General features: G+C 63.9%; 20 protein-coding genes and 1 pseudogene. 7 read left to right on the top strand and 14 right to left on the bottom strand.

The features are described 5' to 3' along the window. Positions 1-109: 109 nt before the first annotated feature. Genes thrC through FJ419_RS15220 form a run of 4 tightly spaced genes read left to right on the top strand, consistent with a single transcriptional unit; the run spans position 110 to position 6,317 of the window. Complete coding sequence (thrC, locus tag FJ419_RS15235) at positions 110-1,507, top strand: threonine synthase (protein ID WP_140694456.1); 1,398 nt, start codon at positions 110-112, stop codon at positions 1,505-1,507. A gap of 14 nt (positions 1,508-1,521) precedes the next feature. Further along, positions 1,522-2,814: a pitrilysin family protein gene (locus tag FJ419_RS15230; RefSeq protein WP_095766779.1), complete on the top strand. Its 1,293-nt coding sequence runs from the start codon at positions 1,522-1,524 to the stop codon at positions 2,812-2,814. 15 nt (positions 2,815-2,829) lie between these two features. Further along, complete coding sequence (locus FJ419_RS15225; RefSeq protein ID WP_140541542.1) at positions 2,830-3,426, top strand: GNAT family protein; 597 nt, start codon at positions 2,830-2,832, stop codon at positions 3,424-3,426. Between the two features lie 2 nt (positions 3,427-3,428). Further along, complete coding sequence (locus FJ419_RS15220; RefSeq protein ID WP_181170706.1) at positions 3,429-6,317, top strand: EAL domain-containing protein; 2,889 nt, start codon at positions 3,429-3,431, stop codon at positions 6,315-6,317. A 158-nt stretch (positions 6,318-6,475) separates the two neighbouring features. Here the strand turns inward: FJ419_RS15220 and FJ419_RS15215 are convergent, their stop codons facing one another. Continuing rightward, the gene (locus FJ419_RS15215) at positions 6,476-7,084 is read right to left on the bottom strand and encodes a YqgE/AlgH family protein (RefSeq protein WP_140694826.1); all 609 of its coding nucleotides are present in this window, start codon (positions 7,082-7,084) and stop codon (positions 6,476-6,478) included. A gap of 125 nt (positions 7,085-7,209) precedes the next feature. Here FJ419_RS15215 and FJ419_RS15210 point away from each other — a divergent pair, with 125 nt between their 5' ends. The 3 genes from FJ419_RS15210 (at position 7,210) to FJ419_RS15200 (ending at position 9,207) form a co-directional block, all read left to right on the top strand. Continuing rightward, entirely contained in the window at positions 7,210-8,016 is an 807-nt protein-coding gene (locus FJ419_RS15210) for a protein-disulfide reductase DsbD domain-containing protein (protein WP_140694442.1), read from the top strand. A gap of 139 nt (positions 8,017-8,155) precedes the next feature. Next, positions 8,156-8,638, top strand: coding sequence for a peroxiredoxin (locus FJ419_RS15205; RefSeq protein WP_140694428.1), 483 nt, complete (start codon positions 8,156-8,158; stop codon positions 8,636-8,638). A gap of 92 nt (positions 8,639-8,730) precedes the next feature. After that, positions 8,731-9,207 carry a DUF2938 domain-containing protein gene (locus tag FJ419_RS15200; RefSeq protein WP_140694413.1) on the top strand — a complete coding sequence of 159 codons (477 nt, stop codon included), beginning with the start codon at positions 8,731-8,733 and terminating at the stop codon, positions 9,205-9,207. A 28-nt stretch (positions 9,208-9,235) separates the two neighbouring features. On the opposite strand, the pseudogene FJ419_RS15195 reads toward FJ419_RS15200, so the two are convergent. The 13 genes and pseudogenes from FJ419_RS15195 to coxB all read right to left on the bottom strand — a co-directional run bounded on the left by FJ419_RS15195 (position 9,236) and on the right by coxB (position 19,107). Further along, positions 9,236-9,547: pseudogene (locus tag FJ419_RS15195) on the bottom strand (type II toxin-antitoxin system RelE/ParE family toxin). Further along, positions 9,537-9,818 (bottom strand): type II toxin-antitoxin system ParD family antitoxin, encoded by a 282-nt coding sequence (locus tag FJ419_RS15190; RefSeq protein ID WP_140694401.1) that lies wholly within the window; start codon positions 9,816-9,818, stop codon positions 9,537-9,539. The pseudogene FJ419_RS15195 and the gene FJ419_RS15190 overlap by 11 nt, the downstream one beginning before the upstream one ends. Before the next feature lie 135 nt (positions 9,819-9,953). Next, positions 9,954-10,484: a ribonuclease HI gene (rnhA, locus tag FJ419_RS15185; protein WP_140694389.1), complete on the bottom strand. Its 531-nt coding sequence runs from the start codon at positions 10,482-10,484 to the stop codon at positions 9,954-9,956. Then, complete coding sequence (locus tag FJ419_RS15180; protein ID WP_140694374.1) at positions 10,481-11,443, bottom strand: homoserine kinase; 963 nt, start codon at positions 11,441-11,443, stop codon at positions 10,481-10,483. The genes rnhA and FJ419_RS15180 overlap by 4 nt, the downstream gene beginning before the upstream one ends. Before the next feature lie 6 nt (positions 11,444-11,449). After that, the gene (gene ispH, locus FJ419_RS15175) at positions 11,450-12,454 is read right to left on the bottom strand and encodes a 4-hydroxy-3-methylbut-2-enyl diphosphate reductase (protein ID WP_140541535.1); all 1,005 of its coding nucleotides are present in this window, start codon (positions 12,452-12,454) and stop codon (positions 11,450-11,452) included. 137 nt (positions 12,455-12,591) lie between these two features. After that, positions 12,592-13,347, bottom strand: coding sequence for an SURF1 family protein (locus FJ419_RS15170; RefSeq protein ID WP_181170705.1), 756 nt, complete (start codon positions 13,345-13,347; stop codon positions 12,592-12,594). Then, positions 13,344-13,730: a DUF983 domain-containing protein gene (locus tag FJ419_RS15165; RefSeq protein ID WP_140694362.1), complete on the bottom strand. Its 387-nt coding sequence runs from the start codon at positions 13,728-13,730 to the stop codon at positions 13,344-13,346. Before FJ419_RS15165 ends, FJ419_RS15170 begins: the two co-directional genes overlap by 4 nt. Before the next feature lie 83 nt (positions 13,731-13,813). Beyond that, entirely contained in the window at positions 13,814-14,695 is an 882-nt protein-coding gene (locus FJ419_RS15160; protein ID WP_140541533.1) for a cytochrome c oxidase subunit 3, read from the bottom strand. Position 14,696: 1 nt separating this feature from the next. Beyond that, on the bottom strand, positions 14,697-15,326 hold the full coding sequence (locus FJ419_RS15155) for a cytochrome c oxidase assembly protein (RefSeq protein ID WP_140694348.1): 630 nt from the start codon (positions 15,324-15,326) through the stop codon (positions 14,697-14,699). Next, on the bottom strand, positions 15,326-15,517 hold the full coding sequence (locus FJ419_RS15150) for a hypothetical protein (protein ID WP_140541531.1): 192 nt from the start codon (positions 15,515-15,517) through the stop codon (positions 15,326-15,328). Before FJ419_RS15150 ends, FJ419_RS15155 begins: the two co-directional genes overlap by 1 nt. Next, positions 15,514-16,458: a heme o synthase gene (locus FJ419_RS15145; RefSeq protein ID WP_140694334.1), complete on the bottom strand. Its 945-nt coding sequence runs from the start codon at positions 16,456-16,458 to the stop codon at positions 15,514-15,516. The genes FJ419_RS15150 and FJ419_RS15145 overlap by 4 nt, the downstream gene beginning before the upstream one ends. A gap of 76 nt (positions 16,459-16,534) precedes the next feature. After that, a complete protein-coding gene (gene ctaD, locus FJ419_RS15140; RefSeq protein ID WP_140541529.1) occupies positions 16,535-18,184 on the bottom strand; it encodes a cytochrome c oxidase subunit I in 1,650 nt (549 codons plus the stop codon). A gap of 38 nt (positions 18,185-18,222) precedes the next feature. Next, positions 18,223-19,107 carry a cytochrome c oxidase subunit II gene (gene coxB / locus FJ419_RS15135; protein ID WP_140694317.1) on the bottom strand — a complete coding sequence of 295 codons (885 nt, stop codon included), beginning with the start codon at positions 19,105-19,107 and terminating at the stop codon, positions 18,223-18,225. Positions 19,108-19,368 lie beyond the last annotated feature (261 nt).

Below are 19,368 nucleotides of genomic sequence, written 5' to 3'. Positions count from 1 at the left end.
ACAAAGCCGGTGACGTATAGCAACCGCGCGGCAAAAATGCGACTGAGCGGGCTCGGAAAATTAACCAATTGCCGTGGATGACGCGACCGGCAGCAATAGGCCTTTGACGATGCAATATGTGAGTACCCGCGGGGATGCGCCCGCGCTTGGATTTTCCGACGCTGTGCTGGCCGGCCTGGCGCGCGACGGTGGGCTTTACGTGCCGCGCGAGTGGCCGCAGTTTTCGGCCGCCGACATCCGCGCCATGCGCGGCCTTGCCTATCCGGACCTTGCCATCCGCGTGCTAACGCCGTTCCTCGGCGGCGAGATCGCGGCGCCCGTCTTCGAGCGGCTGGTGCGCGAGGCCTATGCGACTTTCCGGCATGAGGCCGTCTGCCCGCTGGTGCAGACCGGGAAAAACACCTTCATCCTCGAGCTGTTCCACGGCCCGACCCTGGCCTTCAAGGACGTGGCGATGCAGTTGCTGGCGCGGCTGATGGATCATGTGCTTTCAGAACGCGGCCAGCGCGCCACCATCGTCGGCGCGACCTCGGGCGACACCGGGGGCGCTGCGATCGACGCATTCTCCGGCCGCGACCGCACCGACATCTTCATCCTGTTCCCGCACGGCAAGGTCTCGCCGGTGCAGCAGCGCCAGATGACGACGTCGAGCGCGGCAAACGTCCATGCGCTGTCGGTCGAGGGCAATTTCGACGACTGCCAGGGCCTGGTGAAGGACATGTTCAACGACCACGCCTTTCGCGACAGAGTGTCGCTGTCGGGTGTGAATTCTATCAACTGGGCCCGAATCATGGCCCAGATCGTCTATTATTTCTCGTCTGCGTTGTCGCTCGGTGCGCCCGACAGGCCGGTCTCCTTCACCGTGCCGACCGGCAATTTCGGCGATATTTTCGCCGGTTACGCCGCCAAGCGCATGGGCCTGCCGATCGAGCGGCTGATTATCGCCACCAACGACAACGACATCCTGGCGCGCACGCTGGCGAGCGGCGAATACCGCACCAGGGGCGTGTTCGCCACGACCTCGCCGTCGATGGACATCCAGGTGTCGTCGAATTTCGAGCGCTTGCTGTTCGAGGCAGCGGGCCGCGATGCCGAGACGGTGCGGCGCTATATGAACGGCCTGAAGCAGTCGGGCGCCTTCACCGTCGAGGAAGGCGAGCTCAAGCGCATCCGCGCCGAGTTCGACGCCGGCCGCGCTAGCATCGACGAGGTCGCCGCCACCATCCGCGCGACGCTCGAGGCGAGCAACTACCTGCTCGATCCGCATACGGCCGCCGCCGTTCATGTCGCCGCCGCCCAGGACTCCGGCGCGGTGCCCATGGTCGTGCTCGGCACCGCGCATCCGGCGAAATTCCCGGCGGCGGTCGAGGCCGCGAGCGGCATCACCCCTGCCCTGCCCGCATGGCTAGGCGGCTTGATGACAGCCGACGAAAAATACACGATACTTCCATCCGACTTGAAAATGGTGGAAGATTGCGTGGACCGCCACTCGCGGGCGGCGCATTAAGGAGTACTTGCCATATGGGTGTTGAGGTAAGCCGTCTGTCGAACGGCCTGACAGTCGCCACCGAAACCCTTCCAAGCATCGAATCGGTTGCCCTTGGTGTCTGGGTGAAGTCAGGCGCCCGCAACGAGCGCGACGAAGAGCATGGCATGGCCCATTTGCTCGAGCACATGGCGTTCAAGGGCACGAAGCGCCGCAGCGCCTTCGAGATCGCCTCGGAAATCGAGAATGTCGGCGGCGAGATCAACGCCGCCACCAGCGTCGAGACGACCTCCTACTACGCCAGGGTGCTTTCCGACGACGTGCCGCTGGCGGTCGATATCCTGGCCGACATCCTGCAGGAATCCGAATTCGATCCCGACGAGCTGGAGCGCGAGCAGCATGTGATCCTGCAGGAGATCGGCGCCGCGCACGACACGCCCGACGACATCGTCTTCGACCGCTTCACCGAAACGGCCTTCCGTCATCAGACCATCGGCCGCTCGATCCTCGGCACGCCGGAGACGGTCAAATCCTTCACTTCCAAACAGCTGCACAGCTTCATCGAGCGCCAATATGACGCCGAGCGGATGGTCGTCGTGGCCGCCGGCGACGTCAAGCACGACAATTTCGTGCGCGAGGTCGAGAAGCGGCTTGGCGGCTTCCGCGCCAAGGCGGCGGGCAATATCCCTCAATACGCGCAATATGTCGGCGGCGACTTCCGCGAGGACCGCGACCTGATGGATGCGCAGATCGTGCTCGGCTTCGAAGGCCGCGCCTACCATGTGCGCGATTTCTACGCCTCGCAGGTGCTGTCGATGATCCTGGGCGGCGGCATGTCGTCGCGGCTGTTCCAGGAGGTGCGCGAGAAGCGCGGCCTCTGCTACTCGGTCTATGCCTTCCACTGGGGTTTTTCCGACACCGGCATCTTCGGCGTGCATGCCGCCACCGGGCAGAGCGACATCGCCAAGCTGGTGCCGGTGATCATCGGCGAATTGCAGAAGGCCGGCGAGAGCATCCAGCAGGACGAGCTCGACCGGGCGCGGGCGCAATATCGCGCCGGCCTGATCATGTCGGCCGAAAGCCCAGCGAGCCGCGCCTCGCAGATTGCCCGGCAACTGCTGTTGTTCGGACGGCCGATCGCCAAGGAGGAATTGATGGAGCGGCTTTCGGCGCTGACCGTCGAACGGCTGACCGACCTCTCCTCGCGGCTGTTCTCGACCAAGCCGACGCTTACCGCGGTCGGCCCGGTGGGCACGCTGGCGCCCTACGAGGCGATCCTCGAATCGCTTGCGGGCCCGCAGACGACGGCCCGCCGGCTCGCCGTCTAATCTTCGACCAAAACCGTGTTCGCGCTCCCTTTCTTTCGCCGCGACCTGCCGGCACTGAAGGGCGACAAGGTCACGCTGCGCGTGCCCTTGACCAACGACTACCGCGAATGGTCGGCCGTGCGCGGCGAAAGCCGCGCCTTCCTCGAACCCTGGGAGCCGCGCTGGCAGCCGGACGAGCTCGACCGCAATGCCTGGCGCCTGCGCATCAGCCGCTACCGCGAAGATTATGCCCAAGGCACGGCCATCGCCTTCTTCATCTTCGAAAAATCGAGCGGCAAGCTCGCCGGCGGCATCACGCTCGGCAACATCCGCCACGGCGTCGCGCAGAGCGGCCATATCGGCTACTGGATCGGTGAACGCTTCGGCGGCCGCGGCATGATGACCGAGGCGGTCAAGCTGGTGTCGCGCTTCGCCTTCGATACGCTGCGGTTGCACCGGATCGAAGCTGCCTGTATTCCCGAAAATGCCCGGTCGATCCGTGTGCTTGAAAAAGCCGGATTCCGGCGCGAAGGACTTCTGCGATCCTATCTCAGGATCAATGGCATCTGGCAGGATCACTACCTCTACGCCCGGATCGCGGACGATCCGCCGGGCGATGGAACGAAGGGCTGATTGTGACGAATTTTCCGCGATTAGCGTCGCTGTTCGCCCTCATCATGACGGTCGTCGTCACGCTTTTTTCCGCCATGCCGGCTTTTGCCGTCGAGCCGATCAAGATCGCGCGCGACGACAAGGCGCTGGACCTGTCGCGGGCTGTGGAAATCTACCGGAACCAGGGTGAGAATTTCCAGGTCTCGACGGCGCCCGGCCCCGACGGCATCGTTCGGCGCATCGAGGTGGAAGCCAATGACGCTCGCTCGAGCGGCGACTGGGCCGTCTTCGCGCTCGCCAACACCACCGACCAGCAGCTCGACCGGCTGATCGTCGCGCCGCATTTCCGGCTGGTGAATTCCGGCATATTCTGGCCGGATCTCGGCTCCACGCGCATCGCCGCCATCACGCCCAGCGAGGGCTTCGCGCTCGACCGCCAGACAAGCCCGGACGCCGACGTGTTCCGGGTGACGCTGAACCCCGGAACGGTGGTGACCTTCATCGCCGAGCTCGCCTCGCCGAAACTGCCGCAGGTCTATCTCTGGGAGCCGGATTCCTACAAGGACTCGGTCAACTCCTATACGCTGTTCCGCGGCATCGTCATCGGCATTTCGGGGCTTCTTGCGCTGTTCCTGACGATCCTGTTCGTGGTCAAGGGAACCTCGATGTTCCCGGCGACCGCGGCGCTCGCCTGGGCGGTGCTGGCCTATATCTGCGTCGATTTCGGATTCCTCAACAAGATCATCGAGATATCGCCCGGCAACGAGCAGATCTGGCGGGCCGGCACGGAGGTGGCCTTGGCCGGAACCTTCGTGGTGTTCCTGTTCGCCTATCTCAATCTCAACCGATGGCATGGTCATTTCAGCTACGGCGCGCTGGTCTGGATCCTCGGGCTGCTGTTGATCGCGGGGGTGGCCATCGTCGATCCGGCGGTCGCCGCCGGCGTTGCCCGCATCTCGTTCGCCGCCACCGCGCTCACCGGCCTCGGCCTGATCATCTTCCTCGGCATTCGCGGCTATGACCGCGCGATCATGCTGGTGCCGAGCTGGGTGATGGTGCTGCTATGGCTATGCGGGTCGTGGATGGCGATCACCGGCATGCTGGACAACGACATCGCCCAGCCGGCGCTGGGCGGCGGGTTGATCCTGATCATCCTCTTGATCGGCTTCACGGTCATGCAGCACGCCTTCGCCGGTGGCGCGCTGCACCAGGGCCTGTTCTCCGACCTCGAGCGGCAGGCGCTCGCCGTCGCCGGCTCGGGCGACATCGTCTGGGACTGGGACGTGCTGCGCGACCGCGTGGTGACCAAGCCGGACATCAGTCTGCAGCTCGGCCTTGCGCCCAACAGCCTTGGGGGCGCGGCGCGCAACTGGCTGCCGGTGCTGCATGCCGACGACCGCGACACGTTCCGCACCACGCTCGACGTGGTGCTGGAGCATAGGCGCGGCAAGGTGGCGCAGAACTTCCGCCTGCGCGGCGCCGACGGCCATTACCACTGGTTCTCGCTGCGCGCCCGCCCGGTGATCGGCTCCGACGGCGAGGTGATCCGCTGCGTCGGCACCATGATCGACGTCACCGAGCAGAAGAAATCCGAGGAAAGGCTGCTGCACGACGCCGTGCATGACAATTTGACCGGCCTGCCGAACCGCGAATTGTTCATGAACCGGCTGGAAGCGATCATCTCGATCGCCCGCACCGAGGAGAAGGTGCGCCCGACGGTCTTCATCATCGATATCGATCGCTTCAAGCAGGTTAATGACGGCCTCGGCATCTCCGCCGGCGACACCATTCTGCTCACTGTCGCGCGCCGGCTGCACCGGCTGCTCAAGCCGAAGGATTCGCTGTCGCGCTTTGCCGGCGACCAGTTCGCGCTGATGCTGCTTTCGGAACAGGACCCGGCCCGCATCGCTGCCGTGGCGGACGCCATCAAGCACGCGATCAATAATCCGATCACCTTCGCCAAGCGAGAAATCGTGCTCACCGCATCGATCGGCCTGATCACCTGGACGACGGCGCAGACTTCGGCCGAGGACATGGTCAAGGATGCCGAGCTTGCCATGCACCAGGCCAAGCGTTTCGGCGGCGATAGAATCGAGCCCTTTCGTCCCGCCTTCCGCACCGTCGGCACCGACCGGCTGCAGTTCGAATCCGACCTTCGCCGCGCCATCGAGCGGCGCGAGTTCACGCTTGCCTACCAGCCGATCGTGCGGCTGGAGGACGGCAGCGTCGCCGGCTTCGAGGCGCTGCTGCGATGGGACCATCCGCGCCGCGGCATGATCCCGCCGGGGGACTTCATTCCGGTCGCCGAGAATTGCGGGCTGATCGTGCAGCTCGGCCTGTTCGCCATGCAGCAGGCGGCCGAGGACCTCGCCACCTGGCAGAAGCAGATCGGCGACGCGCCGCTCTCGGTCTCGGTCAACCTGTCCAGCCGCCAGCTCATCCGCCGCGACCTGGTCAGCGACGTCCGCTCGGTGATCGCGCGCGCCAATCTAAAACCGCGCTGCTTCCGGCTCGAGCTCACCGAATCCCTGGTGATGGACAATCCCGAGCAGACCGCGCATGTGCTGACCAAGCTGAAGCAGCTCGGCATCGGACTGTCGCTCGACGATTTCGGCACCGGCTATTCCTCGCTCTCCTATCTGACGCGCTTCCCCTTCGACACCATCAAGATCGACAAGAGCTTCGTCGACGACGCCACGCCGAAGCGCGCCGTGCTGCTCAAATCGATGGTCAACATGGCGCATGAGCTCGGGCTTTCGGTCGTGGCGGAAGGCATTTCGGATGAAAGCGACGCGCTGGAGTTGCGCCAGATGGGCTGCGAATATGTGCAGAGCTTCATGTTCGGCGCGCCGATGCCCGGCGACCAGGTATTGAAGACGCTGAGGGAGCAGTATCCGCTGACCCAGGCTTAGAGGCCGTTTGGAAACTCTGCTCCTGCGGCCATCTGGCGGCGCTTTCTGCGCTTCCGGTGCTCACGTGCGTTAAGCACGCTCCGCTCCGGTTCTCGAAATCACCACCATATGACTCGCATGAGCGAGTTTCGAAACGGCCTCTGCGTCTGCTCGGTAGGCTAAGCGTGCCCGGCGGCGGCGCTCAGATGGGCGAGGTCGATGCCGATCGAGGCAAGGATACGGTCGTATTTGCGCTCGATATCGATGTCGAAGAGAAGCTCTGGCGTCGCTGGACAGGTGAGCCAGCCATTTTCGGAGATCTCCGTTTCGAGCTGGCCAGCGCCCCAGCCGGAATAGCCGAGCGCCATGAGGGCATGGCGCGGGCCGCGGCCGGTCGAGATGGCGCGCAGGATATCGACGGTTGCCGTCAGGCAGATGTCGTCGGAGACGTTGAGAGAGGATTCCACGCGATAGTCGCCCGAATGCAGCACGAAGCCGCGGCTGCGGTCGACGGGGCCGCCGTTGCGCACGACGAAATCGCGCGTATGCGCCGGCAGGCGGATCGCTTCCTGCTCGTTCATGATGCCGAGTTGCACAAGCAAGTCCGGAAACAGCATCTGCTGCGTCTGGTTGATGATCAGTCCCATCGCGCCCTCGTCGCTATGGGCGCAGATGTAGATGACGGAGCGCGCGAAACGGTCGTCCTTCATGCCGGGCATGGCAATCAGAAACTGATCGTCGAGGAAACCGCGTCCGGCGGCCGACTTCTTGTGGCGCAGCAAGTCCATGGCCTCAGCGTAACGCGTTTCGGCAGCGCCGAAAAGATGGTGCCAGTCCCCGATGTCACGCAAATATGATACCGGGAGAGCGATGAAGTCATTGCGCGGCCAAGAACGGACGGTCAAATCACCGCATGCGATACATGAAATTACTGGTTCTCGGCGTCGTTTTCGGGTGGGCTACAAGCCTGCCGGCCGAGGCCTCCTCCTCCAACTGGTACAACAGTGAAGGCGGCAAGGTTCGGCTGGTGACCACCGGCAAGCCCGACGAGGCCGGCAAGATCCACGGCGTGCTCGACATCGCGTTGAAGCCCGGCTGGAAGACCTATTGGCGCGATCCAGGCGACGCCGGCGTGCCGCCGCAACTCGACATATCGGGCAGCACCAATGTCGCCGACGCGCAATTGTCGTTCCCGCCGCCGCAGCGGCATGACGACGGCTACGGCAAATGGGCCGGCTACGATCGTCCGGTGTCGCTGCCGGTGACGTTCACGCTGTCTTCGCCCGACCAGCCGGCGACCATCGATGCCAACATCTTCCTCGGCATCTGCGAGACGATCTGCATTCCAGTGCAGACCCGGCTCAGCGTCGATCCCGGGTCCGATCCCGATAACGCGAGCGACGCGGCCCTGGTGAAAACCGCGCTTGCGACGCTGCCCTCCCCGGCGCGGTCCGATTTCGGCATCAGCGTGCTGTCCAGCAACCATGAGACCCTTGTCGTCCAGGCGCAGTCGCCCGGCGATCCGCAATCCGTCGATCTCTTCATCGCCGGCGAGCGCGACTACATGTTCGGCGCGCCGGTGCGCAGTCAGAAGGATGGCAAGCTCGTCTTCACCGTGCCGATCCTCGACCGGCCGTCGGCGGCGCCGACCGATGGCGGGCTGTATTACACGCTGACCAGCGCCGAGGGTTCGGTGGACGGCCTGCTGCCTTTCCCTTGATCCAGGGTCTTTCCGAGCCGCAATTCCGCACGGAAAACCGCTGCACACTTTTCCTGGAATTGCTCTGAAGAGTTGCCGGAGCCCGCGCAGTCCGATATCGAAGGCATCGATCCTTCCCATCCCACGAGCGAGGCACCCCATGACCATTGCGGTTGGCGAAAAACTGCCCGAGGCGACCTTCAAGACGATGACCGCGGACGGCGCAAAGTCGATCACCGGCGACGAGATCTTCACCGGCAAGAAAGTCGTGCTGTTCGGCGTTCCCGGCGCCTTCACGCCGACCTGCAGCAACAACCACCTGCCTGGCTATCTGGAGAACCATGACGCCATCCTGGCCCGCGGCGTCGACACGATCGCCGTCGTTTCGGTCAACGACGTGCATGTCATGGGCGCCTGGGCGCGGTTCACCGGTGGCGAAGGCAAGATCCTCTATCTCGCCGACGGCAGCGGCGATTTCGCCAAGTCGGTGGGACTCGACAACGATCTTTCCGCTACCGGCATGGGCCTGCGCTCGAAGCGCTTCTCAATGATCGTTGACGACTGCAAGGTGGCGGCGCTCAATGTCGAGACCAAGCCAGGCGTCGACGAGAGTGGCGCGGCGAAAATCCTCGAGCAGCTCTAGATCAGGATCAGTTTCGTTGACCACATGATCTTGTCCGAAAACCGGTTCCCACTTTTTGCGTTCGCTGACCTTCGGTTCAGGATCATGCTCTGATGCTCGACACCATCTGGCGCGCAGTGGCGATCGGCATCGGCGCCACGGTGTTCATGGATATCTGGGCGATCGTCCTCAACAAGGCAATCGGCCAGCCATTGCCCAACTGGGGCATGGTCGGACGCTGGGTGCGGCATCTGCCGGAGAGGGTCTTTCACGACGATATCGGCAAGGCGGCGCCCTATGCGCATGAAAAGGCGCTCGGCTGGGCATTCCACTACCTCGTCGGCATTCTCTACGGCGTGATCCTTGTCGTGCTCGCCGGCGCAGGCTGGCTGGCGGCGCCGACATTCCTGCCGGCCTTCATTCTCGGCATCGTCACGGTCGGGGCCGGCTGGTTCCTCCTGGCGCCGGGCATGGGCGCCGGCTGGGCGGCGTCCAAGCTTCCCAATCCGATGAAGGTGCGCGCGCTCAATCTCGTTGCGCACACGGTGTTCGCGCTCGGCATGTTCTCGACGGCGCTGCTGATCCGCTGACGATTCCGGCACCGGCAGATGAGCTGAATCAGAACAGACGGTTCAGGTCCCGGCGCCCGTCCACGACGCGAACGATCTCGACCAACTCTACCGGGCCGTCGTCCGCGTCCGGTACCGTTTCGTAGAGCAGTACAAACGGCGCTGCCACCAACATGCGCGTCGCGGCCCGAATGTCAGGCCGCCTTACGCCCATGCGTGGTTAGTCCGCCAACTGCAGCGCCCGGTCCTCTATCCAGTCGTAGTAGCGATCGGCGGCCCTCAAGCTTTCGCTGCCGATGGTTACATAGATGTCGATTAAATCGGCTCTGGCCGCTGGTGACCAGACTACCTTAACGGCCATTCGGCGCGGCGTCCTTGAGCCTCTGCCGAGCTTCCTTTCTGAGGGCGTCAAAGTCCAAGGGCTCCGGTCTCCCGCTCGCCTTGCCCTCGTCCCAGAGCTGTTGCAGACGGCGCAAGTCCTCTTGGCGCAGTTCTCGCTTGGCCAACCAGTCTCGCACCGCTTCGCGCACGATTTCGCTCGTGGTCGCGTATTCGCCGGTTTCCACGGCCTCACGCATGACGGCCGCCTGCTGCGTCGTGACCGCCACGCTGATTTTTTCCACGTTTGCCATCGGCAGCTATCCTTGCTCTATGGTAGTAAATAATACTCCCTTTGCAGGACTGCAATCAATGGCACTGCTGATCCGCTAGACGATCAAATGCTGTGATCGGACCTCCTCCCGCCGTCGGCCGGCCTGGCTGCAGACCTAATAACTCTGGGTCGAGCGTCGCGCCTTTGCTAGCGCCGGCCGCTTCGGCTGCGCTGCGGGCTGCGCCGCCAAAACAGGCTTCACCGGACCCTTCTTGAACGGTGCCATGCCCTGCCGGGCCAGTTCGTCGGCGCGCTCGTTCTCCGGGTGGCCGGCATGGCCCTTAACCCAGTGCCAGACGACCTTGTGACGCCGGTTGGCCTCGTCGAGCGCCTGCCAGAGCTCGCCATTTTTGACCGGCTTCCTGTCGCCGGTCTTCCAGCCGTTTTTCTTCCAGCCGTGGATCCATTTGGAGATGCCGTCCATGACGTATTTGCTGTCGGTGTAGAGGTCGACCGCGCAAGGCTCCTTCAGCGCGTTGAGCGCGGTGATGGCGGCGAGCAACTCCATGCGGTTGTTGGTGGTCTCGGCCTCGCCGCCGGACAGCTCCTTGGTGACGCCGTTGTAGCGCAGCACTGCGCCCCAGCCGCCCGGCCCGGGATTGCCCGAGCAGGCGCCGTCGGTGAAGATCTCGATCTGCTTGTTCATGACAGCCCGTATTCGGATGGCGACTTGATGGCGCGGTGGAAGCGCATGCGGCGGATATATTCGGTCGGATCGCGCTTCATCACCAGCCCGCCATCCGGAATGGTCAGCCAGTCATAGAGGCGGGTCAGCATGAAGCGCAGCGCCGAGCCGCGCGCCAGCATCGGCAGCGCCGCCTTCTCGTCGTCCTGAAGCGGGCGCACCGACTGGTAGCCGGCCAGCAGCGCCGTCCCCTTGGTCAGGTTGAAGGAAAAATCCTTCTCGAAGCACCAGGCGTTGAGACAGGTGGCGACATCATAGGCGTAGAGATCGTCGCAGGCGAAATAGAAGTCGATCAGCCCCGACAGTTTCTCGCCGAGGAAGAAGACGTTGTCCGGGAACAGATCGGCGTGGATGATGCCCTTCGGCAGGCCGGTGGGCCAGTTGCGCTCGAAATCGGCGAAATCGGCGTCGACCTCAGCTGCCAAGCCGGGCTCGACCTCGTCGGCGCGCTCGTGCGAGGCCGCCCAGAGCTTGCGCCAGCCGTCGATGGCCAGCGCATTCGGCCTTCGCATCTGAAAATCCTGGCCGGCAAGATGCAGGCCGGCGAGCGCCTTGCCGACTTCGCCGCAATGCGCGGCGGTCGGCCGCCTGAGCGACAGGCCTTCGAGGAAGGTGATGATGACGGCGGGCCGGCCGGCGAGCGTGCCGATGACGGTGCCGTCATGCGCGGTCACCGGCAGCGGGCAGGAAATGCCTTTCCTGGCGAGATGGCCCATCAGGCCGAGAAAGAACGGCAGGTCGGCCTTGTCGACGCGCTTCTCGTAAAGCGTCAGGATGTAGGAGCCGGTCGAGGCGTGGACCAGGAAATTGGAATTCTCGGTGCCTTCGGCGATGCCCTTGTAGGAGAGCAACTCACCCACCGGATAGGCCTTGAGGAATGCGGTCAGCTCGCCTTCGTTGACGTCGGTGTAGACGGCCATCCGGTTTCACGCCGCTCCGTTGACGAAGGCCATGTCGGCCGCCGTCAGTTCGACATCGCGCAACACCCGCATCACCGGAAAATCCTCCGTTTCCGTGGCCGTGACGGCCAGATCGATGGTGACATCGAAGCGTTGCCGGAACGCGTCGATGATCTCGTCGACGATGATTTCCGGCGCCGAGGCGCCAGCCGACAGGCCGAGCGTCCTGATCCCGGCGATCTCATCCCACGGAATTTCAGCGGCGCGCTGCACGAGAAGCGACATCGTCGCGCCGGCGCGCTCCGCCACTTCGACAAGGCGACGCGAATTGGACGAATTGGGAGCGCCGACGATGAGGAAAAGATCGGCGCCAGCCGCCGTCTCCTTCACCGCTTCCTGGCGGTTGGTAGTGGCGTAGCAGATCGATTCGGCCGCGGCCGCATGCAGTTCGGGAAACCGCTCTTGCAGCGCGCGAATGATGCCCGCGGTGTCCTCGACCGACAAGGTCGTCTGGGTGACGAAGCCCAGCGCCGAAGCGTCGACGGGCACGAAGCGCGCGGCGTCAGCCTCGGTCTCGATCAGCGTCACCGCGCCTTCCGGCAATTGGCCCATCGTGCCGATCACCTCCGGGTGGCCGGCGTGGCCGATCAGGAGCACATGGCGACCGAGCCGCTGGTGGCGCATCGCCTGCTTGTGCACCTTGGAGACGAGCGGGCACGTGGCGTCGAGGTAGAAGAGATTGCGCGCCTGGGCGTCCGCCGGCACCGATTTCGGCACGCCATGCGCGGAAAAGACCACGGGCGACTGGCGATGCTCCGGCGGAATCTCGGACAGTTCCTCGATGAAGACGGCGCCGAGGCTCTGCAGCCCTTCGACGACGTAGCGGTTGTGCACGATCTCGTGGCGGACATAGACCGGCGCGCCGTATTTCTTCAGCGCCAGCACGACGATCTGGATGGCGCGGTCGACACCGGCGCAGAAGCCGCGTGGCTGGCAGAGTCTGATCGTCAGCGGTGGCTTTTTCTGGGTCATGAATGCAAGGCCGATTCAGTCGGAACCAAGAACATGATGCCGAAAAGTGTGAAGCGGTTTTCGGACGACATCATGCTCTATCTGTTTGATTAGGCGAAATGAGGTGCGCACCCCTGCCCTGTCAAGAGCGACGGCGCTCACTGCTCCTGCGCCGGGCGGCGCAACCTTAGGATCAGCACGGCCGCGAGAGCCGCGGCCAGCCCGTACCAGGTGACGGCATATTGCAGGTGGTTGTTCGGCAGGTCGATGATGGTGACGCCGCCGACCGGCAGGCCGCCGGGATTCGGCGTCTTGTCGGCATCGACGAAGAACGGCACCAGCACGAAACCGGCAGGCAAACCGGCGGTCGCTGCCATGACGTCGCGGTCCTTCCAATAGAAGATGTTCTTGGCGACGTCATTGTCGGGAAGCATCATCGACGGCTTCGCGGGCAGCGGATTGCGGGCGAGCCCGGTCACCGTCACCTTGCCGGCAATTTCGCCCTGCCGGCGCTTGGAGGGATCCTTGAGGTCATAGGGAACGAAGCCGCGGTTGACGAGCACGAAGCGGCCGTCCTCGAGCTCCAGGGGCGTGTAGACGTTGAAACCGCTGTCGCCTTGCCAAGTGGAAAAGAAGTGCCGCTCGCCCTGGTGCAGGAAAGTGCCTGTCACCGTCACGGGCGTGTAGTCGACATCGTGGGAAGCGGCGAATTCCTTCTCCACGTCCGCCAGCGCCAGCGGTGCGGAATGGGTGCGCTTGTCGATGGTTGCGAGCAGGCCTTCCTTCCAGTGCAGGCGCTGGACCTGCCAGGTGCCGAGCCCGATCAGGATCACGAACAGGACAAGGCCGAGGCCAAGCAGCAACGCCGTGCGCGGCCGCGAAGGGCCGGCAACCAAACCGGTCGTCTCGCTCATTCGTTGGAATCCAGCCTGCCCTCCGAGGCCTTTTTCGAATACTGCAAGGTGATCAGCACACCCTTGATCAGGCGTAGCGCCGTCAGGCACAGCACCAGGGCGAGCGGTATCCACAACATGAAGTGCAGCCAGAGCGGCGGGCTGAACGTCACCTCCATCCACAATGCGAGACCGACGACGACGAAGCCGATGATCAGGATGACGAACACGGCCGGCCCGTCGCCCGCATCGGCGAAGGAGTAGTCGAGCCCGCAATTGTAGCAGCGCTTGCCGATGGTAAGGAACCCCGAGAACAGCTTGCCTTCGCCGCAGCGCGGACAGCGGCCATGCAGGCCGGCCGAGATCGGATCGATGGGTGGCCAGATCGCCTTGTCTTCGCTCATCTTCTCACCCTAGACCTTTTCGCCCCAAAGAATAAGGCGGCCACGTCGCCGCAGCCGCCCTTGGGACTCCCAAACCCGTCGGTTTAATGGCCTTCGATCATGGCGCCGTTCGAGGCCCAGACATAGATCGCGCTGAACAGGAACAGCCAGACCACGTCGACGAAGTGCCAGTACCAGGCGGCCGCCTCGAAGCCGAAATGCTGCTTCGGCGTGAAGTCGCCGCGCATCGCGCGCACGAGGCAGACCAGCAGGAAGATGGTGCCGATGATGACATGGAAGCCGTGGAAGCCGGTCGCCATGAAGAAGGTGGCGCCGTAGATCGAATCCCTGAAGCCGAACGGAGCGTGCATGTACTCGTAGGCCTGCACCATGGTGAACAGCATGCCGAGGCCGACGGTCAGCACCAGGCCGTTGATCAGGCCCTTGCGGTCGCCATGCAGAAGCGCGTGGTGCGCCCAGGTCACCGTCGTGCCCGACAGAAGCAGGATGATGGTGTTGTAGAGCGGCAAGTGGAAGGGATCGAGGACTTCAAGCCCCTTCGGCGGCCACACACCGCCGGTGAAGGCGGTGCGGGCATACTGGTTCGCCTCGCCGGGGAAGAGACTTGCGTCGAAGAAGGCCCAGAACCAGGCGACGAAGAACATCACCTCCGAGGCGATGAACATGATCATGCCGTAGCGCAGATGCAGCGACACGACGCGCGTGTGATGACCCTCATGCGCTTCCTTGATGGTGTCGGACCACCAGGCGAACATCGTGTAGAGCACGATGATCATGCCGATGAAGAACAGCCACGGATTGGCGATGTTGTGGCCGAAGACCGGGAAGTTGCCGGCCTTCAGATACTGCATCAGGCAGACGCCGCCGATTGCGGTGACCAGCGCGCCGATCGAACCCAGGAAAGGCCACGGGCTGGGGTTGACGAGATGGTAGTCGTGTTGTGGTTTTGCGTGCGCGTCTGCCATATCAACCCCCGAGGCTTGCGTCGGAATCTGGAACTTTGTTGCTGCTGCCAGCGGCCGGCGCCGACGAGGCGACCGGCTTTTTGTTTTCGACCGGGAACATCGTGTAGGACAGGGTGATGGTCTTCAAGTCCTTGAGTTCCGGCACGTTGACGATGTCTGGATCGACATAGAACACGACCGGCATGTCCAGCGTCTCGCCGGGCTTCAGCGTCGTGTCGGTGAAGCAGAAGCACTCCACCTTGTTGAAATAAGCGCCAGCCATTTCCGGCTGCACGTTGAACGAGGCGCGGCCGGTGATGGTGCGGTCGAACTTGTTGGTGGCGCTGTAATGCGCCTGCGCCGTCGCGCCGATCTTGATCGTCACCGAGCGGGCGACAGGCTCGAACTGCCATGGAATGCCGTTGGTGTTGGCATCGAAGCGGATGGTTATGTCGCGGTCGAGCACGCGTCCGGCATATTGTTTCTCGGCGCGCTGCGTGGTCCCGCCATAGCCGGTGACCTGGCAGAACATCTTGTAGAGCGGCACCGCCGCATAGGCCATGCCGACCATGCCGGTGAAGAAGGCGAGGCAGACGGCGGCGACGATGCCGTTGTTCACCTTGCGGGGCTTGCTGCTGGCCTCGCCGCCCATCAGCCGCCTCCCAGCAGGCCGGAGCCGGTGATGCTGGCCCCGCTGTGACCGAAGCGCACGATGGTGGCAGCATAGAAGACGACGACCAGCGCTGCCAGCGCGAGACCGATGGCGATGGAGCGGTTGCGGCGCGCCTTCTGCTGGCGTTCGGTCAGCGTGACCAGTTCGAGTTTCTTGTCGGCCACGATCATGCTCCCCCCATCATGAGGACGCGCCCGACCACGCAGTCGACGAGATAGGCGGCAAAAATAGCGAAGAGATAGAGCAGCGAATAGCCGAACAGGGCCTTGGCCGGCTTCATCGCGCGATCATCGTCGGCCATGGCAAGCACTTTCCAGGCATACCAGACGAACCCCGCGCCGAGGGCCGCCGAGACGACGCCATAGCCGGCCGTTGTGTAGCCGAGCGCCCAGGGCAGCACCCCGACCGGCGCCAGGATCAGCGCATAGGCAAAGATCTGCCGGCGGGTCGAGGCCTGGCCGGCGACGTTCGGCATCATCGGGATGCCGGCGCGGGCATAATCGTCGGACTTGAAGAGAGCCAGCGCCCAGAAATGCGGCGGCGTCCACAGGAAGATGATCAGGAACAGGATCACGCTTTCGAGGCTGACCGAGCCGGTCACGGCGGCCCAGCCGATCACCGGCGGGATGGCGCCGGCGGCGCCGCCGATGACGATGTTCTGCGGCGTCCAGCGCTTCAGCCACATGGTGTAGACGACGGCGTAAAAGAAGATGGTGAAGGCCAGAAGCGACGCCGACAACCAGTTGATTAGCACGCCGAGCGTCATCACGGACAATACCGACAGCACCAGGCCGAAGCTCAGCGCTTCGCCTGGCGTGACGCGGCCGGACGGCACCGGGCGGCCGGCGGTCCTGGTCATCACCGCGTCGATGTCGGCGTCGTACCACATGTTGAGCGCGCCGGAGGCACCGGCGCCGATGGCGATCGCCAGGATGGCGATCACCGCCATGAGCGGATTGATGGTGGCGGGTGCCGCGATCATGCCGACAAAGGCCGTGAAGACGACCAACGACATGACGCGCGGCTTCAACAGGGCGAAGAAATCGCCTGCTGTCGCTTCCGACATGCGAAAGCCCGCTTCCTCCATCAATCTGTCCTCGGCAAGCGCCATGCGTACTTAAAGTCCATCATTCCGTTGGCAAAGACCGCCGGACGAGCCGGCGGCCGCGTATGCGTTGTGACGCCGCCTACTTGATCTTCGGCAGCTGTTCCCACTGGTGGAACGGCGGCGGCGAAGGCAGCTGCCATTCGAGCGTGGTGGCACCCTCGCCCCACGGGTTGGCGCCGGCGACACGCTTCTTCTGGAAGGCCTCGAACACGCCGTAGAGGAAGATCGCGACACCGACGGCTGCGATGTAGGAGCCGTAGGACGACACCATGTTCCAGCCCGCGAACGCGTCCGGATAGTCGACGGTACGGCGCGGCATGCCGGCCAGGCCGAGGAAGTGCTGCGGGAAGAAGATCAGGTTCACGCCGACGAAGGTGACCCAGAAGTGGGTGTTGGCGATAACCGGCGAGTACATGTAGCCGGTCATCTTCGGGAACCAGTAGTACCAGCCGGCGAAGATCGCGAACACCGCGCCCAGCGACAGCACATAGTGGAAGTGGGCGATGACGAAATAAGTGTCGTGCAGCGAGCGGTCGAGGCCGGCATTGGCCAGCTGAACGCCGGTGACGCCACCGATGGTGAACAGGAAGATGAAGCCCAGCGCCCACAGCATCGGCGGCTTGAAGGAGATCGAACCGCCCCACATGGTGGCGATCCAGGAGAAGATCTTCACGCCGGTCGGCACCGCGATGACCATGGTGGCGAACACGAAGTAACGCTGCGTGTCGAGCGACAGGCCGGTCGTGTACATGTGGTGCGCCCAGACGATGAAGCCGACGGCGCCGATCGCGACCATGGCGTAGGCCATGCCGAGATAACCGAAGACGGGCTTCTTCGAGAAGGTCGAGACGATATGGCTGACGATGCCGAAGCCCGGCAGGATCAGGATGTACACTTCGGGATGGCCGAAGAACCAGAACAGGTGCTGGAAGAGGATCGGGTCACCGCCCTGGTCCGGCACGAAGAAAGCGGTGCCGAAATTGCGGTCGGTGAGCAGCATGGTGATGGCGCCCGCCAGGACCGGCAGCGACAGAAGCAGCAGGAAGGCGGTGATCAGCACCGCCCAGGCAAACAGCGGCATCTTGTGCAGCGTCATGCCGGGAGCGCGCATGTTGAAGATGGTGGTGATGAAATTGATGGCGCCGAGGATCGACGACGCGCCGGCGATATGGATCGACAGGATCGCGAGATCCATCGCCGGGCCGGGCTGCCCGGACGTCGAGAGCGGCGGATAGATGGTCCAGCCGCCGCCGACGCCGAAGGCGCCCGGCGCGCTCGGCACAAACATCGAGGAGAGCAGCAGGATGAAGGCCGGCGGCAGCAGCCAGAACGAGATGTTGTTCATGCGCGGGAAGGCCATATCCGGCGCGCCGATCATGATCGGCACCATCCAGTTGGCGAAGCCGCCGATGAGCGCCGGCATGACCATGAAGAAGATCATGATCAGGCCGTGCGCGGCGCCGAAGGCGTTGTACATGCTCTTGCCGCCGTCGATGGCGGCGTCGCCCTGCATGCCGTAGACCATCTGGGCCAAGCCGCTGAAGATCTGGATGCCCGGCTCCTGCAGCTCCATGCGGATGGCGACCGAGAGCGCGCCGCCGACGATGCCGGCCATGATCGCGAAGATCAGGTAGAGCGTGCCGATGTCCTTGTGGTTGGTCGAGTAGACCCACCGGACCCAGCCATGTGGCCTGTGGTCGCCGTGATCGTGAGCTGCAGCCTCTGCCATGTTCCGCTCCGTTCCCTAAATCTTGCTAACCCGCGGCATCAGTTGCCGGCGGCCGCTACCTTGTTGGTACCATCGATCTCGGCCATCAGCGCCTTGTTGGCGGCAGGCACGTCGGACTTGGCCGTATCCAGCCAGGTCTTGAACTGCGCATCGGACACCACGCGCACGGCGATCGGCATGAAGGCATGGTCCTTGCCGCAGAGCTGCGAGCACTGGCCGTAGTAGAGGCCTTCCTTCTCCGCCTTGAACCAGGTCTCGTTGGTGCGGCCGGGAACGGCGTCCATCTTGATGCCGAAGGACGGCACGGCGAAGGAATGGATGACGTCGGTGGCGGTGATCAGCACGCGCGTCATGGTGTTGACCGGCACGACCAGCTCGTTGTCGACCGCCAGAAGGCGCGGATAGCGGGCGCGGTCTTCCTTGCCGGCCTTGGCGCGGTCGCCATCCTGGAGAACCGCCGAGTTGAAGGAGAAGGTCTTGTCGACCTGGTACTCGTAATCCCAGTTCCACTGGTTGCCAGTCGCCTTGACGGTGAGCTTGGCTTCTTCCGGCGGCGTGTACTGCGCGGTGAGCAGCTGGAAGGAAGGAATGGCGATGAGCAGGAGCACGATCACCGGCCCGACCGTCCAGATCACCTCGATCAGCGTGTTGTGGCTGGTCCTGGACGGCACCGGATTGGCGCTGGCGCGGAACCTGACGATGCAGACCAGCAGAAGCACCAGCACGAGGATGGTGATCGGGACGATGAACCACATGGTGTAGTTCCCGAACCGCTCGATCTGCCGCATCATGTCGGTCGCGGGCGCCTGGAAGGTCATCTCCCATTCCCGCGGCTGGTCGGCACGGGCCGCCGCACTGGAGAAGAGCACGGCCGAAGCGGCCGCACCTGCCAAGAATTCAGCGCTTGCCAGGAATTTCCTCATCGCCCTCTCGTCTCCCATTTCCCGCGATCTGGTCGCACCAATAACGGACGCTGCCAGGATCGGGAATCCCGGGTCTGTCCCGAGGGTGGTTCAAACCATACTCTATTTCCCTCCGCAAGAAAGGAGCGGAGGAAACCGTGCGGCATTTTTGCGCGCAGGCCGAAGGCCGCGTTCGGCGCCCGCCATGCTATATGCGCGACGGTCGCAATTCGGGCGAATTTGCTTTGGAAAAGCATGCAATTGCCGGTATCGGGGCGGACC

The organism is Mesorhizobium sp. B2-6-2 (genome assembly GCF_006440615.1).
Taxonomy (GTDB): domain Bacteria; phylum Pseudomonadota; class Alphaproteobacteria; order Rhizobiales; family Rhizobiaceae; genus Mesorhizobium.
The sequence above is the reverse complement of the archived record's forward strand: the minus strand, read 5'-3'. Positions and strand labels throughout refer to the sequence as shown.